This window comes from Wolbachia endosymbiont of Rhagoletis cerasi (assembly GCF_018454475.1).
Lineage (GTDB): Bacteria > Pseudomonadota > Alphaproteobacteria > Rickettsiales > Anaplasmataceae > Wolbachia > Wolbachia pipientis.
The window spans coordinates 1-18,209 of sequence record NZ_JADCNC010000008.1 but is presented as its reverse complement, the minus strand read 5'-3'; the positions used below and the strand labels follow the sequence as shown (position 1 = coordinate 18,209).

At 34.3% G+C, this 18,209-nt stretch carries 7 protein-coding genes and 3 pseudogenes; 3 read left to right on the top strand and 7 right to left on the bottom strand.

All coding sequences use genetic code 11. The annotated features are described in order from the left end of the window. The 6 genes and pseudogenes from INQ25_RS02290 to INQ25_RS02270 all read right to left on the bottom strand — a co-directional run. The coding region (locus tag INQ25_RS02290) for a helix-turn-helix domain-containing protein (protein ID WP_407075200.1) at nucleotides 1-225 on the bottom strand (225 nt) is incomplete at its 3' end. A 174-nt stretch (nucleotides 226-399) separates the two neighbouring features. Further along, nucleotides 400-573: pseudogene (locus tag INQ25_RS02285) on the bottom strand (patatin-like phospholipase family protein); the annotation flags it as partial. A 135-nt stretch (nucleotides 574-708) separates the two neighbouring features. Beyond that, on the bottom strand, nucleotides 709-1,563 hold the full coding sequence (locus tag INQ25_RS06715; RefSeq protein ID WP_343231080.1) for a reverse transcriptase domain-containing protein: 855 nt from the start codon (nucleotides 1,561-1,563) through the stop codon (nucleotides 709-711). A 41-nt stretch (nucleotides 1,564-1,604) separates the two neighbouring features. Further along, nucleotides 1,605-2,051, bottom strand: a complete 447-nt coding sequence (locus INQ25_RS06420; protein ID WP_246484067.1) for a reverse transcriptase family protein — start codon at nucleotides 2,049-2,051, stop codon at nucleotides 1,605-1,607. A 510-nt stretch (nucleotides 2,052-2,561) separates the two neighbouring features. After that, nucleotides 2,562-2,993, bottom strand: a pseudogene (locus tag INQ25_RS02275) (patatin-like phospholipase family protein); the annotation flags it as partial. A gap of 90 nt (nucleotides 2,994-3,083) precedes the next feature. Continuing rightward, nucleotides 3,084-7,598, bottom strand: coding sequence for a host RNA manipulator TomO (locus INQ25_RS02270; protein ID WP_213862985.1), 4,515 nt, complete (start codon nucleotides 7,596-7,598; stop codon nucleotides 3,084-3,086). Nucleotides 7,599-8,012: 414 nt separating this feature from the next. Here INQ25_RS02270 and INQ25_RS02265 point away from each other — a divergent pair, with 414 nt between their 5' ends. Beyond that, nucleotides 8,013-11,540 carry a DEAD/DEAH box helicase gene (locus tag INQ25_RS02265; RefSeq protein ID WP_213862984.1) on the top strand — a complete coding sequence of 1,176 codons (3,528 nt, stop codon included), beginning with the start codon at nucleotides 8,013-8,015 and terminating at the stop codon, nucleotides 11,538-11,540. Nucleotides 11,541-11,999: 459 nt separating this feature from the next. Here INQ25_RS02265 and INQ25_RS02260 read toward each other — a convergent pair whose 3' ends face one another. Next, nucleotides 12,000-14,114, bottom strand: a complete 2,115-nt coding sequence (locus INQ25_RS02260; RefSeq protein WP_213862983.1) for an AAA family ATPase — start codon at nucleotides 14,112-14,114, stop codon at nucleotides 12,000-12,002. 1,805 nt (nucleotides 14,115-15,919) lie between these two features. On the opposite strand from INQ25_RS02260, the pseudogene INQ25_RS02255 reads away from it, so the two are divergent. Both INQ25_RS02255 and INQ25_RS02250 read left to right on the top strand, forming a co-directional pair. Continuing rightward, a pseudogene (locus INQ25_RS02255) lies at nucleotides 15,920-16,417 on the top strand (AAA family ATPase); the annotation flags it as partial. Nucleotides 16,418-17,860: 1,443 nt separating this feature from the next. Then, nucleotides 17,861-18,209 (top strand): BRO-N domain-containing protein (locus tag INQ25_RS02250; protein WP_213862982.1); only part of this gene is annotated, 349 nt, incomplete at its 3' end.

The following is an 18,209-nucleotide window of genomic DNA, read 5'->3' as shown; positions in this document are numbered from 1 at the left end:
AGCAAACAGTTTTTCTTCTCTGCCAAATTTCAAGAGTTTTACCCACGAAGTTAGTGCGCTTCTTGAAATGCAATATATTTTTGCTACAGCCGTTATACTGTACTTTTTTGCTGCAATTACAGCATTTAGTTTTTTTGAAACATATGCATTATTCCTTACTTTCTTCAGCATTTCTTTTGCTGATTCTACTACTTTTTCATCCAATAATTTTGATCTTAATGCCATTTATACCTCAACTATTTTACTTACTTCATTATGGCTTTTCTTCCATCTTTGTCCATCTGTTTGCCGTGTAATGGGAATTGGTATTAGTATGTTTTTTGGGCGAAATTATGTTTTTTAAACCTTTCTTTGCTTTGTGGTATAATTTCTTTAGTTTGCTTGGCATTTTTATGTAAATTAAGATACGATATCGCAAAATTTATCGATTACTTTTTGATTACCTTCTATCATTGCATTTGCCTCCTGCTGCAGACATTTAATATTTTTAGGTGTTACATTATCCATCTCAGCCGACGCTATTGTCAATTGTGATTGTATCCTGATGTATCTGTCGTCCATTACGTTACCTAGTAGGGTCGAGAACTGGCGCGTCTCTTTAGGGTTTGGTGGCTGATCCATTATTTTCATCCTGGGCCTCAATCCAAAATTCCCGTGTTTACGTTTCCAGCTCCCGCCTCATCAAACGCAGCATGCGGTTTTCCCGCACTACGCTTTCCTAGTAGATTCTTTACCAAAGTTTATAGCATATTGTGCTGGTAAGGCTTTCGGGACGTAATATCTTATTCTATAGTCCGAATGTAGACCAAGAGTCTCGTATATCCATTTGCTACTCCACCTTTTCCAGCCAAATCCTTTTGCTTTTCTGGCTTGCATCAGATTGCGTCTTGCTTTCTTCTCTACCCATTGTTTTATGTATTTAAAGCTTCGACCTGAGTTTCCTATCCTAAAGTAGTTTGTCCACCCTCTCAATATTGGATTAATGATTTGGATCACCTTTCCTATTGGTTGTGATTTATAGCTACGGAATACTTCCTTCAGTTTTTGAAGTAAGCTTGTCCGTGTTTTCATCTTTGGTGTTATTTGTACCCTCCACTTTCCTTGTTTTGTAATTTTCTCTCGAAAATCAAATCCTAGAAAACTGAATGTCTCTTTTTCTTTTAGATTGACTACCTTTGTCTTTTCTTTATTTACTTCTACTTCTAGTTTTGCTAATTCTTCTTGTAACCTTTTGTGCACTGATTTCTCAAGCCATTCCCATTTCTGGTGTCCATCTATCAGTATCACTAAATCATCTGCCCACCTGGCGTATTCTATATGTCGGTATTTCCCCTCTTTAGTCACCTCTTTAGCCTTTTCTAGCATTTTATCTACCTCATTCAGGTATATATTGCTTAGTAAAGGCGAGATCGGCGACCCTTGTGCTATTCCTCGTTTTCCTCCTACTTTAAGGATTAGCTTGATTAAGTGCATGATTCCTTTATCATTTATCCTTCTAGCAATTTTCTCCATAAGAATATGATGTCGCACGTTATCAAAGTAGGATTTCAGATCTACGTCAATACATTTTGTGTTGCCTTTGATTGCTGCTTTCTCTACTCTGTTTATTGCTTCATGCGCTTTTTTTTCTTAGGTCTGTACCCATATGATCCGTCCTGAAAGTCAGATTCAAATATTGGTTCAATTATTAGCTTTAGTGCACTTTGCACTATTCTATCCCGGATGCAGGGTATGTTCAACGTTCTGAGTTTTCCCCCAACTTTTGGTATTTCCTTTCTCCGGTTCCTATTTGGGCTATAGGTTTTGGTTGTTAGTTCGTGTCTTATTTGCTGAAGATACTTTTCTAAGCTTTCTGCCTCTATTGATTTGAATGTCACCCCATCAATTCCTGGTGCCCCATTACTTTTCTTTGTTAGCTTATATGCTTCTTCTAGTGTCTCCATCTTGCAGACGTGAACATAGATTCCCCAGAATCGCCATTCCGGTTCTGCCTTCGCTTTGGTATATATCTTTCTTCTCAGGTCTTGTAATTTTATCGGCATTTTTGTCATTTTTACCTTTACCTTCCTTTTGTTAAAAGATCTCCACTAGTAGGGTGCCTTTGCTCCATGAGCGTTACCTCACTTCTTCACTACTACGCACCCATCCGCCACCCTCTCATCTTCGGTTCATTTCCTGTTTTCCAGTTATAGAACCTACCGCTCCAAGGTATTTCTCCCTGGGATGAGTAGGGCTTCTCCAGTTGCTTCATATGTCCTCATTACCATGCCATCACTATCACCCCGCTAAAGTAGATATGCCGTATCATTCGGGTTTTCAGCTATCCCTATTGCCTTCACCCTACCAACGTGGGCTCAGCCTTTAGGACTTGTAATTTTCGAGGCCACCTATGTGTTCGCTTTCGCTACGGCCTGGTAATTCGCCATTATCCTACGATAACGTTGTCGGTAGGCTTCAACACTTTGGTCTCCCTACATGCTGCTACCCAAGCTACGGGACTCCGACTTTTATCCCGGTAGGTTTAACTCCTACTGAACATACTCACCTTCTCTGGACACACGCTGGTAATTTACTACATCAAGGCTCGACGCAAACATCACATTTAACAGAAGCTTTATCCAGGCTATTTTTCCTAATTTCCTGTACTTTATTCGATTAGATAGTCGACCAGTGCCAATTGACACCAGCACTATTTCTTCATTAGGGAAAAGTTTTTTGCTATTTGCATATGCACAAGCCGCTGGGTTATTGGCAAATACTCCGCCATCTACTAACACTCTTTCTGTTTGGTTAACTTCTAAATACTTAGGTGCAAAGTATGTTGGTGCTGCTGTTGTGGCTCTGAGTGCATCTTTTAACTTGATGAAATTCCTGTTTTCTCTCCAACTTTTAAGGAAAAATGGACAGTTGTTGTGTATATCATAACTGGTAAGCAGTAGATTACTTGAAACATCAGCAATAGTACTTTCGCCGAAGTATTTATCGAGTACGCATTTTAAATCAGGCTTTGGTTCTTATTTTACAATAATTAACATAATGATAATAAATTATTAAATGGTCAACTACTATATTTACTCTTCAACTTATTGTGCAATGGGTGCACTAGCACTAATAGCTAGAGATTCAACATTACTACCCTCAAGTAAATTTGAAGGCCTATTACAATAGTATATGATCGCAGCAGCAACTAGACAACAAGCTCCAACTGCTATTCCTACCATTAGCATTTCTAAGTAAACTGCAATAGCTATCCCTGTAGCAACTCCGGTTATTGCTAACATAGAAGCAGCTATCACAGGCAACTTACTTTTTGCATTTTGTGGAGCAGGGTTGTTTTTGCCTGGATAACTAGGTTGTTTGCTGTTACCTTGAACATTATTTACCCGGTTAGAGTCTTTACTAGCTACTAAAGGTACCCCTGTTGGTATTAATTTTGGTTGTGTATCTTTTTTACCACTATTCTTATCTACACTTTTAGGTGCAGCTAGTTGAACAGATGGTGCAGTAACACCTCCATTGTTTGGATTCGTAGACTGCTTGCCGTTGGTTTTGGTATCACTTTTTTGTTCTAAAATTGGCATTTTAATATTCCCATTTGTAACAGCTATATTATTGGGATTGCCATTGAGTACTATAGGTAAAACTTCTGGTTGTAGATCTCGTTGATTACTTTCAAGCTTAGAATTACCCTCACTTAGAGGAGCTCGCTCATCATCCATTTGTGTTATATGTCCGGTAGATTGATTGGATATTTGATCACTGCCAGTTCGTGATTCACCTAACTGAATTTCACTTGAATTACTATGATTATCATCACTACTAACAGAAGTTGCTACATCATCATTTTTAGTAACATCACCTTCAACTGATGTACCTTGAGGAATTTCTGCAGCAAGCTCTCCTGATTCCTTTGGAACTAGGGAGGCTTGTTGAACAGGAGGTTGTTTATCCTCACCATTGCTACTGATAATAGAGGTTAATTGATCATTCGTAGTAGTGCTAACACTTTCATCGTTAGTATTAGCTGTAATATTAGAATGATGTTCGTTTCCGCCTTGAGTATTATTAACTTGTGTTCCCTCTGAGTTTGTACCTTGACTTTCTACTGCATCATAAAAATGTTCATCATCCTCTAAATAATCCATAAGGGCAATACCATTACCTTCCTGAATTGGTTGATCGCTTTCGTCTACAAGTTGAACATTATTATCCCTAATATTTACTAAACTTTTCGGCTGTAATACTTGTATGGAATCCTCTTGTATTACATGTCCAGCAAATTGAATAGAAGCTTGTTCATTAATTAGATTTTCTTTATTAAATAGCACTTTTAGACTTTCTTCATTAATCAAATGCAAATCAAGTTCATAGGGATCACTACCAGGGAAAAAAAGCTCAATCTTTCTATCAGACTTTTTAAAAATTTGAGCAATACCCTGACCATTAGGGAAAGAAAATTTAACGTCTAATGTACTATTGTTAGGCAAATCCTTCAATCCCTCAATAATATCACTAGCAGTCAAACTGACTGGAAGTACAGTAGCACCACTACTATAAGGAACAACATGCAAAACGTCTGCATTACCTGTTTCGGTAATAGTGACATCTCCCATATCACAACCTGCACCATTAGCTAAAATCTTCGATTGTTTACCATTACCATTTAATAATAATGTAGCATCAGTTTTAATATTACCTGCACTTTTTTCTGGTACATTTCTAGCAAGTTGACCAGGAGCTTGTTTCTTTTCATCATCTATTGCTGAATCACTAATAATATTTTTGCTACCAGGGAAACGATTTTCAGCACCAGTAGAATCAGAAACTCCCTTAATAGGAATATTTTCAATTGCACATAACTGCTTTAGCCCAATATTGTTTTCGTTGAGGTAATGATTACTGTTAATGGAAGAAGCAATACCAGAAGAAACGTTAACTTTTAACCCTTTACTTCTTCCATATCTATGTGGAGATGGCATCGTGGCAAACAAGTTATCAATAAGTGACTTTGTAATCCTGCACTCTATATTTGGATTGAATATAAGAGATATCGTCAAGAGATTTTTTTCGTCAATAGCATTTCTAAGTGTGTGAAAGGTTATAAATCCGTCTTCACCAGGTTCAGAATCCTCATAAATTACTACTTTCTGTTCATTACTAGATCCAGAATATTTCATCATTTCAGAAAGTGAAGCATCTTTATGTTTGTTCTTTACTTGTTTAAAATATTGCTCATCACCATTTGAATGGGTATTTGGAATGAGGTAACTTGGTACAGTGGATACATTATACAATACTGTAACAAAGTAAGAAAGATAATAGTATATAGATACACTATTATCAGACTTAAATTGGTCAGGTTCAAGATTTGCAATAAGATTGCGATACACGTCCAATGAATGAGCATAAAGTGAAGAACTACTACTTATTCTTAATTGTTCACCCACGTGTTTATAACCCATAGAACCAAGTGGTAATGAAGGTATGAAATCTGATTGATTAACTACTCTAATAGTTTTCTTTCCAAGGCGCTCTTCATAAACCTTAGCAGCAGAAGAGTCGAAAACCCTTGGAGAAGCAAAAGTTGCAACATGCAAATCTTCTGCACCCTCTCTTACACTTAAAAATAGAGCAGCTATGGTGGCAATAGCACCTCCCATACTATGACCTGTAAGGTTAATTTTAAAATCTTTAATTTCTAACTGTTGATCATTAGCATACCCTCTTAGTATCTCATAAACACTGCCCCAAGAACCCTTAAATAAAGAATAAAAACCTGAGTGGATTTTTCCACCTTCAGGTAAAAGCCCATCTGAACTAGTCAAAATCATTTCAGTATCTTTCATGTAGTCAAACCTATTGCGACTACCGCGGTAAACTATAGTTATTTCGTTATCTTTTATAAAAACGTAACCAGCATGTCGATATTGTTTACCATCATTCACGTTATAAAACTGAACAATTTTATATCCTTCTTCCTTAAGTTTAGCTGGAACTTTATAAGACCTTTTCTCTAACTCAGAAAACTTTTTATTATTAAGGTTATAATCACTAACATAATAGCCTATCTTAACAAAATTGATGATTTCTAATAACTTCTCTTGGCTAAATCCTGCAATTTCAGTTTTATTTGGTCCTAAAACACCAGGCCTTTGCTCTTCTTGAATATCAGTTATTTCAAATTCATTTTGTTCTAGACTTGAATCATCTCCATTAGGTTCCTCATTAAACTGACTGGCGACATTATTATTTACACTTATAGAAGTATGACAAGCGTTTCGATATCTTTGTTGGATGGTTAAAAACTCCACTCCTGAATTTTCAGCGAGTTTCAATATAAAATTTGTGTACACATTTTGAATAATTGAGGAATGTTTTTCACGTATAACATTATCTAAAATAGTAACTAGACTATTTTGCAAGAAGGTCTGCCTATCCGTATCACTTAAAAATTTGGGATCATCTTTAATTAAATTTAGTACTTTTATTATAAAATCCGTACTGCCAGTGTGTAAAGCAGCTTTTAAAATTAGGCCGTAAATCTTTTGTTTTTTCTCCTTACGTCCCATGCCAGCACTATGAATATTTTTCAAAATTTGTTTATTAATCTGTGCAACAATTTTCTCATCTGCAAATGCCTCTTTATAGATTTCTTGAATTATTGGATTTTTCTTTTTAATACGTTCTCTGCACAAGTACTCAACAATTGAAACATGCTCCTGGCTTATTGCAGTTTCTAAAAGAGTAACAATACACTTTTTTAATAGATCTTTTTTAGCCTGATCATCAATATATCTTTCAAGTGAATCCAGTACTATCTTCATAAAGTCTTTATTTTTAGCGAGAGATGCTGTTTCAAGCACGCCATATAAAGGGTTAAAGCTACTTGTTTGCAACACTTGTTCAAGATCTTTTAAGACGTACTCAATAAGAACTGTACTTAGTAATTCTCGCTCTTGTCTTAGTGCTATAACTGAAAAAAATCCTATTTGACCACTTTCAAGTTGGATCGTTTGGTCTTTTAAGTTTTCATGAAGCTCATATGGTTTTTCCATATCACAAAATTTCTCTATAAAAGTTTTAACATATCGTTCATTACCAATAAGTAGAGGTAAAAGACTCAAGTTTCTCTCAGTAAAAAGTATGTTCTGATATTTTTCTGCCAGTTTGTCATTAGCTGCAATTGCTAAAAGTACCAGCTCTTTTACTGGATAATTACAGTGGTATTCTACTTGATCAAAACTATATCGTGACAGTATATTTGAATATATATGCTGGTGATCACTTCTATTTTGTAAATCTAAATTAAGTTGATTTAAACAGAAGTCTTTGAGACTTTCATTATCTAATGTAATAGGTTGGCCTTCATAATCTTCAATGTCTTGTACGATCCTATCTAATTCTTTATAATTATTACGCTCTATTGCATTATTTAGAATATATATTATTTCAGCAAAAGTTAAACTTTCAGGAATTACAACAAATGGATCTTCGACTTCAATACCCGAATCCCCAGAATTTTTCCTACTTTTAACTTTATTTTCTTCTGTAGCATCTGCTGCTGGTGGCATGAGCCCACCAAATAAATTCCAAGCCATGTTCCCCTCCTACTAAAACAATTTAACTAAGTATACCACTAAACAGTAATTTTGCCAAGCAAACCTTTTAACCCCAATTCTGTATGGTCCCAGAGAGTGATGAATTGTAAATAAATTAGGAGCACTGGTTACATATAAATTCATAAGGTTTTGAGAGTTTTAAGTCTTTTTGTATAGTCTTGGTTGCACTTTTATGCAGCTCAACATAAGTAAATTTAATCTATAGCAACAAACAAATGCTTATTTTAACTTATTTCTGTTGGCGTTTTATATTGATGTTAATTCGTTCTAAAATTGGTAGCTTGCTCTGAAGAAACACTATAGTTGTTTCTAAGGTGGGTTTGATATATTTAGAAAAATTATCTATAAGATTAATATTCAATTTATTTATATTGAAATATACGATTTTAAAAAATGACTATCTATGGAAGAACATGGTGGGGAGAGAAATGGCTTCAGTGCTTCAATAGAATTGATTATGATAACCGTCTTCCACGTGGTAGAACTTGTGCTAATACTGGTCGAGCTTTTGGTATTAAAATTAATGGTCACATAGTTACAGCTAAAGTTCATAGCTCAGGATCTTACCCATATCGTGGTTCAAAACCTCAACCATATAAAGTCAAAATTATACTCAATGAATTAAGCTCATCAGAACAACAGACCATTCGTCAAATTATTGAAACTTCACCAGCTATATTAGCTAAATTGATAAATAGACAATTATCAGCCAGCTTGTTTGATAAGCTTAATGATCTTGGGATTAAATTATTTCCTTCAAATTGGGAAGAGATGAATGCAAATTGCAACTGTCCTGATTGGGCTATGCCTTGTAAACACATTGCTGCTGTAATTTATCTTATTGCTGCAGAAATTGATAAAAACCCCTTCATGATTTTTAATATTCATAATTGTAATTTGTCAGCACTTATCGATGATTTTGGGAATGGAAAATTAGAAAATGCTCAAAACATTTTAAAGATAGATGATATATTTAAGGCATGTTCTAAAATTAGAATACATAACCAAGCAATTTTAAATGATATTGATTTATCAACTATTCCTAACCTTTTTGATTGTATCAGTAGTATTTTAACAGATAATCCACTTTTTTTTGAAAAAAACTTTCATAATATCTTACAGATAGCTTATAAACATTGGCAAAAGTATCCTGCAGGAAGATTAGTGTACTATCCAGCTTCTAAGAAGAAACTATCAGAAGAGGAGCTATTTATTAAAAGATGGGGAAATATTGAGAATTGGCAAACATTTCAACTATTCATTAATGATCAGCATTACCTTACTCAAGTGAGCAATGGTACAACTAATTTGTTTACGCTAAGTAGAAATGTATTGAAAGATATAGCGCGATTTTTAAACGACATTCCTAATTCGTTACTTCACAGGCTTAATCCTGAACTTTGCTTCATGCATATGATTTCACAGTTTGCACATATGCTGATGGAAAAGTCAGCGCTAATACCACAAGTATTACAAAACAAAAGAGGAGAAATTATAATTAGGTGGATTCCGGCGTTGTTTAATGAGTCAGTTAAGGAAATTCATAGCAAGATATCATCTATTTGTCCGCCTCTATTGATTAAATATCAAGAAATCGTTATGGAACCAGAGGAACAAGTAAATGTTGCTATCTCTCTCATCCTTTTAGGGTATATAGAAGATAACTTTCCTGCATCACTGGATAAGCATAGAGATAAATCCATCTTTGAATTATTCTTTACTGGAAGACCATACAAGTTTACTGAGTTTAGCAACAAGGAAATACCGCAAGCAATTAATCTCTGGCTTTCACGTCTTTATTTAGCAGATAAACCTTACAAACTCTATTTAATGATAAAAGATCACCATGAAAAATTTGAACTTGAGGTACAGTTATCACTGGATGATGAGAAGTCATTCATCAAGCTGGAAAAAGCACTCTCTAATCAAAACGTAAAGCTTAGTATTTTATCTGATCTTGCACTCTTATCTGAATACATACCTGAATTAGAAAGATCGATTGATAGCAATAGCAAGTTATCATTTAATTTAGATGATTTTGCGCCTTTATTCCTGGGTATTGTACCAGTACTAAGAGCAATAGGTATAACGGTTATCTTGCCGAAATCTTTGCAAAAAATCTTCAAACCACAATTAAGTCTTAGTTTGTCTGCCAAGGATAAAATAAAAGAAGATCGCGAAAGTTTTTTAACGCTGGAAAATTTATTGAAATTTGATTGGAAAGTAGCAATAGGAGATAAAAAATTAAGCGTTACAGAATTTAAAAAATTGCTAAAAGATTCCCGAGGGCTTGTGCGAATAGTCGATCAGTATGTGCTTTTGGATGATAAGGAGGTAGAAGCTCTACTGAAGAAACTTGGTAAGTTACCCGAACACTTAAATCAAGTAGAGCTGATGCAAGCCGCTTTAGCAGGTGAGTTAGATGAAGCTAAAGTAGTACTTGACCAGCAAATTAAAAACTTATTTGATAAGTTCAACACTTATGCATCTGTTGATGTACCAAGTAATCTAACTGCACAGCTACGTCCATATCAAGAGCGTGGATTTAGTTGGCTTATACAGAACATAGAAACAGGGTTTGGTAGCATAATTGCTGATGATATGGGTCTTGGTAAGACTATACAGGTTATTGCAGCCATTCTATACTGTAAAAATGCAGGGTTTTTAGATCAAGGTAGAGTCTTAATAGTGGCTCCAACAAGCATCTTAAGTAATTGGCAACGAGAGATGGAACGTTTTGCATCAGAATTAAAGCTTTTCGTCTATCACGGACAAAATCGGGAATTGGCAAGTGATTATGATGTAGCTCTAACATCCTATGGTCTTGCACGTCGTGATAAAAAAGAACTTAATAAAATTCGCTGGTTTTTGCTCGTGATTGATGAAGCACAAAATATAAAAAATCCTAATACCGAACAAACCAAGGCAATTAAAGCTATTGAGGCAACGCATAGAATAGCAATGAGCGGTACTCCTGTTGAGAATAGGTTACTTGAGTATTGGAGCATTTTTGACTTTATCAACAAATCTTATCTTGGTACTCCTAAGCAGTTTAAAAGCAGCTTTGCAACACCGATTGAAAAAGCGAGAGATAAAATTTGTCTAGAAAGGTTTATGAAAATCACTAGCCCTTTTATGTTACGTAGGCTTAAGAGTGATAAGAGCATTATTCAGGATTTACCAGATAAAATTGAGAATAATCGTTATTGTTCCCTCACTTCAGAGCAAACAGCGCTTTATCAAAAGGTTGTTGATACAACTATGGAGAAGATAGAAAAAAGTGAAGGAATTGAACGTAAGGGACTAATCTTTAAACTTATCAATGCTTTAAAGCAAATTTGTAACCATCCATCACAGTTTGGCAAGAAAAAGCGTGCGAGTATTGAACAATCCGGTAAAATGCAGATGCTTGAGGAAATATTGATTAGTATTGGTGAAGTTGCAGAAAAATCATTGATATTTACTCAATACACTGAAATGGGTGAGATTATAGCTAGGCTACTTGAAGAAAGGTTTGAATCAGAAGTGCCATTTTTACATGGAGGACTTTCTAGAAAAGCACGTGATACAATGATTAATGACTTTCAAAACTTATTCCAGTCCAACATTCTTATAGTGTCTTTAAAAGCTGGAGGAACAGGACTTAATTTAACAGCAGCAAATCATGTAATACATTATGACTTATGGTGGAATCCAGCAGTGGAAGCACAAGCAACAGATCGGGCCTATCGTATCGGGCAAGAACGTAATGTTATGGTGTACAGGCTACTTTCAACAGGTACATTTGAAGAGCGTATTGATGAGATGATTCAAAGCAAGAAGGAATTAGCAAACCTAACTATAAGTAGTGGCGAGAGTTGGATTACAGAATTTAACAACGATCAATTAAGAGATTTAGTTAATATAAAAAATGCACTATAATATAGCTGAGTTATTTAATGTAAAGGACCAGATAACTACCGCTCAATAGTTCAAAATAGAGACAAAGATCAAAATTTACGTCTCCAATTTCATCATGTATAGCGGAGACAAAATTTTGTGTTTTATGTCTCATTGGTAGGCAAAAAGCCTGTAATTACGTTTTAAAGCGATTTTGTAACTCTGGGATAGAATAAAACCACCTTTACCTAAAGAACGCATGTAGACCCCTTTAAAACGTAAATAAAAGGCATTCCGAACAATTCTATTATTGCAAGGTAAACTTACAAGTAAGTTTAACGTCATTTTTATTCATTGTAAAGAAAAAAATTTGTATGAAGGTTTTTTAGAATATCTCTCTTAAATGTTCTTGACACCCATGAAAATTTGAATAAATGAAAACATAGGCTTTTTGTGAACAAAAAAGTAATTGCTATTTTCAGAAATTTTTTTACAGACGGCTTACCATAAAACATCTAAATCCTTAATAGGTAAGACTACACCATTTGCTAATAAATAATGATGTGTTGGTTTTACTAATTTGTATTCTACTTTACCTTCTATAGAAACCTTAAGTTCCATATCTTTCACACAAAGAAATCCATACTTAGAATTGGTCCCATATTCCTCAGCATTACGAAAGAATTTAATCTGTCCAAGAGTTGCAAGATTATTTATTCTTTCTCTGATATTGCGCTCACTACCAAGCCCCTCTTCTCCTTCAAAACGCTTTGCAAATTGTCCAGCAGTATAAATATTACCTTGATATGCGCTACTGCGAATTAAACTCAAGATAACCTCATGTTTTCTCATCCGTTCTAAATCCAGCTTTTTGCTATATTGATCTCTGATTATTGGTTCTGAATTTAAAACTGAATTGTCATGTACAAATGCTCCATTTTTCCAGTAAAGTGTCATTTGCCCGTTATTGCACTGCGAATAATTAGATTTTTTACGCGATAAAATTCTCTCGTCAGGAGAAGCATTAGCTTTATCTGGTCTAGTCAAATACCAACGAGACCTTACTGTATTATTCCATGCTGTTGAACCACCTGTACCAGTTTTACGTATCATCCCCGAATCAGAAGGGTGAGCAAGCAATAGAACCGCTCCTTTTATTGCTTGAGCTATGCGACCACAACAGGTTTGAATAAATTGCCTTACATGAGAGCGATCGTTTTCATTACCTCCAAATAGGTCTGCTGCTGTATCTAATACCACAAGCTTCGGCTGAAACGATTCAATGTCCTCAAGTAACTCTTGAAAGTAAGTAGTTAATTGACCAGTATCTTTGTTATTAAAAACCATAAGTTGATTATTGTGCCCTGCTCGGGACCATAAGCCAACATTATCCTGAAAATCAGAAGATTCCATACCTGATTGATAAAATTCATTTATTGCGCATTGCCGACGCCAAAGTTCTTCTTCATCGTCTTCACAGAACACACCGTATGTCTTTATTTGTTCTAGATCTATTCCAAGCCAAGGTTTACCAGCAGCAGCGGCTGTCATTAGTTGTTGAGCAAGGAGAGATTTTCCAACACCACCATCACCGTAAAGAGCTGTAACACTTCCCACAGGGAGCCAATCCTTAATAACCCACTTTCTTTCTGGAGGGATATTGGTCCAAGCTGTAGTATCAATCCTTTTTGACTTTCTTGGAGAATAAGGGCTTTTGTTGTTAAGAATAAATTCTTCAACGTTCATTCCTTCTAGCACACCGTCTGCAACATCCCAAGCGTTTGGTTTATCTTGAGGAATCTTGAGAATAGAAAGTGATGCAACTCCAATATCTAAAAGCTTTTTTCCAACTTTTTCAGCATAATCTTTCCCAGGATCATCGTTATCTGGCCAAATGATAACATGTTTTCCCTTAAGTGGACTCCAGTCGTTCTTCTCAATAGGTGCATTTGCTCCAAACATTGCTGTCGTTGCAGTGATTTCTTGTTCTATTAGTGCTTCTGCGCATTTTTCTCCTTCTACAAAAACAACTTTATCAGACTTTAAAATTCCTGGAATGTTATACAGAGGCCTGATCTCAGGTGCAGTGAAGGTAGATTTTTTAGCATCAAAAGGTAGATACCTCTTTCCTGAAGCAGTATCATAACGATATTTACTTGCAATCAACTGGTTATCCTGATCAAGATAGTCCCATTGAGTTATTTTCTTTTGTTCTTGTATAGGCGGTTTGTTGCATCCTAACCATTTACTTATCGAAGCCATTACTTCAACAAATTCTATTTTAGCATTTTTCCCATGTGCGGCTGCCCAAAGATCGATAATGTCACCACCGTCCCCAGTTGCGAAATCAATCCATAACCCGACCTTACCATACGCTAATTCAACTTTGAGGCTTTTGCCTTTATTACCTTGTACATCACCTATATGAAATTTATCACCATGAAAAGTTCCTCTTGGAAATAAATAAGAAAGGCATGATCTTATGTTTAATAATAATTGCCTTTTAATCTCTTCTACATCAAATTGCTTTAATGGTTCTACAGTATTGTTAAAATCGTAATATTCATCATTTAAAGTATTTTTTTGTTTGACATTAGTTAAAAAATCTTGTATCATAGATTGAAACTCCTTTTAAAGTTAAGTGTTTGAAAGGTTTTTGAGTAAGGCTGTTTTGATTGGGGTCTTACTCTTTGTTGTTAAGGGAAAGCTATGGTGGGAGGTCTTTTGGCATATGTTTTACGTCTAAGTGAAAAGCATATTAAGAAGGTTTTTCATTGGTTGGCTGCTTTAGTAGGTTGTGAGGGTATTGAAACTCTTTTTAATTAAGAGATAATCCTCTACGCCTATTCTACAGTATTTTTCTTACTATGTCAATTTCTTATTAAATAAATAAAGTCATAATGCTTCTATTTTGTCACATTGATATATTACATACTACTAATATGTAATATATATTATATATAAGGAAATTTACCATTTAACATTTTGGCTAAACCTCCCCATATACGCAGCTTTGAGACTGATTGGCAATTTTGCCAAATGAAATCTTATTTGCCATTTGAAATTCCTTTAAAGTATTGATTTTCTTGCATTTCTCTTTGTAGGTTCATTTGGTTATTTGGTAAGTTTGCCAAATGACTTGCATTTTATTTAAAATAAATTAAAAAAAACTAATGTTTTCTTTCTGCTATATAGTTCATAATGGTGTCTTTGAAGGTTAGGAATAGTTTGATTTAAGGTGGGATTATAAGCGAATAGAAAAGTGTTTGTACTCCTACTATAGTAATACCGGATTTCTTACGACTTTTTCCGGAGAGAGTAGAAGGTTTTTTCCGAAAGAAAGTAATAGTATACATGTTTACTCCTTTTATGAAAATATATGGATTTAATGCTTTCTTGCTATATATATGTTCACCAAAATTCCAAAAACTGTTCAATATTTTTGAAAAAACTTTAGGGGCCTATAATATATATACAGGATTCGCTTGTTTTTCGTCCAAAAAATCTTATATATATACGCGGTCCGTTCTAAATTCGTCCAAAATTTTAAGAAGTAAGATTTTAGATTACGCTGATTTTAGGCAGTTTAAGCCAGTTTAGATTATAAAATGAAATCTTATTAAGCTGAGAAGTGGGCTATTGTAGAGGAATTTAGTATAATTTAAGATTACAAGTTGAGCAAACTGCTCCAATACCATAAAAGGCTACTCCTTGGCTGATTTTAGGTATTTCTTAGTTTAGAAAAAAAACCTATTATTATAAATAATAAAAATAAGGTACATAATAATACCCTATTTATATTTTTCACTTCTATTTATTTTTTAATTTTGTAGATAGCTCTCTAAAAAAAGGAGGTGAAAATTAGGTAAGTTCAAACTCTGTGATCAGAGAACGCTTGTTCAAGACATCAATAAATAAAATCTTCAGTTCTTTTTAAAAAATTTTCTTTACAAAGCATAAAAACCGTGATAAACTTAAGAATAAGTTTGTTTTGCAATAGTAAGACTACTAAGGATGCCTTGTAATTGAGTTTAAAGGTAGCACTCTTTGATCAGGGGGGTACATTTATCCTTAAAGTCACATCTAGCTTTAAAACGTAGGTTTTGTCTTCTCTAAAAAACATTAAGCTATTTTTTTTAAGTTACTTACACGCAACTCACCAAAAACCCAGCCCAGATAGCTACACTATTACTTTGTTTCTTTTGCTTTCCTCAAACTTTTCTACCTTTTTAATGCTCAGAGCTTATGTCTGATATACGTTTTAAGCCTTTTACACGTTCTTTTAGGAGATTAACTAAGCTAATTCACTTTTTTCTTCCCCAAAGCCATAATTGACCAGATGAAAGTACAAACAAATGAATTAGATAAAATAACGCTTCTTTTCTTTCTTCTACAGAGCCGGCATTTTAGCTTTTTCTATTTGGCCGGTAGAAGGTACAGCTAAGCCAAAAATCTTTAAGTCAATAGGAGAAATGCCAAGACAGAATGCTTTGTTTCATGGGGCAGTTGTGAAGGCAAATGGGTTAGCTGATCGCACTGTACGTACTTACCTAAGAAATCAAGAAACAGGGCTACTAGAAGATATAACAGCACAATTGAAAGTTAAAAACATTAGCGATAAAAGTCTTAAGATATATCTTATCGATGCAATTAAACGATCTGCTATTGCAGGGCATCCATTTACTCATACAGGAAGTGCAGGAGTATATAAACAACGGCATAGACTGCCTGAAATTTTTCACAATATGGGAAGAGATAAATTAGAACGTATGATACAGGAACTTTTACAGGTAAAACAGTTAGTAAAAGGAATGTCTAAAGGTTCAAGAGAGGATAAGTGGCTTGACGTTACAACAGGACCCTTTGCTTGTGGTATAGGAAAATTCACCCCTGGAGCTGAAGATCTTAACTGCAAATAAAACTTCTGTAGGTAAATTCTTTACAGCTATTTTTAATAGATCTCTTATTCAAATACTTGTTCTGTAGGCTTTGTTGCATTGCTCCTAACCATACTTTTCTATATATGGATATATACAATATTCAGTTGCTAGTTTACGTTGAATGCTACAATAGATAGATATATAGTAGAATGGAGAAACAACCAGAAATAGCTAAAACCATACCAGATGGGCTATTGGTTTTTCAACAGCTATGCAAGAATATTTTTACAAACAGACATTAATCTCTTAAAAATTGATATCTATTATAGGTAGCATTATATTCCTAATTCCTAGGTTATCAGCTAAATAGTTAGAAATCAAGGAAGCTAGACTCTGCATAAAACCTAGGCTTTTTGACCTACATTCCTAAAAGTATTCCTAGCAACTACGCACCTAAAGTTAGCCAATATGGCTGATTTTGCTATTCCTAAAACCCTTATATATTATATATATATAATAACAATAGTAATAAATATAAATTAATAAATATATAAACTACAAATAAATAAAACTTATCAAAAAGAAAGAAGAGCAAAAAGACCACTACAAAACTTATTAGGATATTTAAATTGAATAAGAAAGAACAAATGGCTCATAATTGCGTTTTAAGACGATCCTGTGACTTCAGGGTACAATTATACCACCAAGACCTAAATTACTCATGTAGGGTAGCTTAAAACTCGATTACGAGGCATTTCTAAACTATTTTTTACCCCAAACTTTTATTTACTACAAGAAAGCCTAAAACCAGTCTATCATGTTTTTTTGTTGGTTGCAAAGAAAATTTTTCAAACCTAAAGAACAAATGGTTAGTAGACTTTTTGAAACGTTATTTTTGCAACAGCCAACTTATGTCACTTCTATCATAGAGAGGGTAACAAAATACTCCTACCCTTTAAAACGCTTTAGGAGGTCCTTACAACACTATTTGTAATTTAGATATAAAAGTTCGTCTTTTTTAAATTAACGCGTGTAGCCTCCCTAAAAACTCGAATAAAAGGCATCTTTAGTAACCCAACTATTGCAAAGTAAACTTACTAGTAAGTTTAACACATTTTTTACACTTTGCAAAGAAAATTCTTCAAAAAAGATTGAACGACTTGTGAAGGGGTTAATGGAGACTTTATGAAAATACAACAACTTTTATTGCAAACCTCTGAGCAATTGATTGCAAAATTCTCAGTAATGAAATCAGCAAATTGTAGATGAAGCTCAAGGAAAAAAGTTACTGCCATAGAAGAAGAAACAGAAGCTACAGAACTCTTAACCCGCTTAATAGTTCAAAATGGAGACAAAGATCGAAATTTATTTATTTACGTCTCTAATTTTATCACGTATAATGGAGATAAAACTTCCACTATTTATTAGTAATAAAAAGCAACTTAGTTTATATTTGGTTTTTAGAATAAACTTATTTTCAATATGATTGACACTTTAACTTTAAAAGAAGGAGATATTGAAACTACTGCTTTTGATAATAGCAATTTTACTAGAGTATTACACGATGGAGAATGGTGGTACGTAATAACAGAAGTAATAGCTTTTCTGACAGGTAGTAAGAACCCATCTGACTATCTAAAAAAGATAAAAAGCAGAGATATAGGGCTTTCTGAAGGATGGGGACAATTTGTCACCCCCCTTGAAATTAAAACAAAAGGTGGTAAACAGAATGTTAATTGTACAAATGTTGAGGGGTTGTTTCGTATTTTGCAGTCTATTCCTTCCAAAAGAGTTGAACAATTTAAACGTTGGCTTGCAAAAGTCGGGTATG

Coding starts and splice junctions, on each gene's coding strand:
- INQ25_RS06420 (WP_246484067.1), bottom strand. CDS start 2,051: ATGACAAAAATGCCGATAAAATTACAAGACCTGAGAAGAAAGATATAT.
- INQ25_RS02270 (WP_213862985.1), bottom strand. CDS start 7,598: ATGGCTTGGAATTTATTTGGTGGGCTCATGCCACCAGCAGCAGATGCT.
- INQ25_RS02265 (WP_213862984.1), top strand. CDS start 8,013: ATGACTATCTATGGAAGAACATGGTGGGGAGAGAAATGGCTTCAGTGC.
- INQ25_RS02260 (WP_213862983.1), bottom strand. CDS start 14,114: ATGATACAAGATTTTTTAACTAATGTCAAACAAAAAAATACTTTAAAT.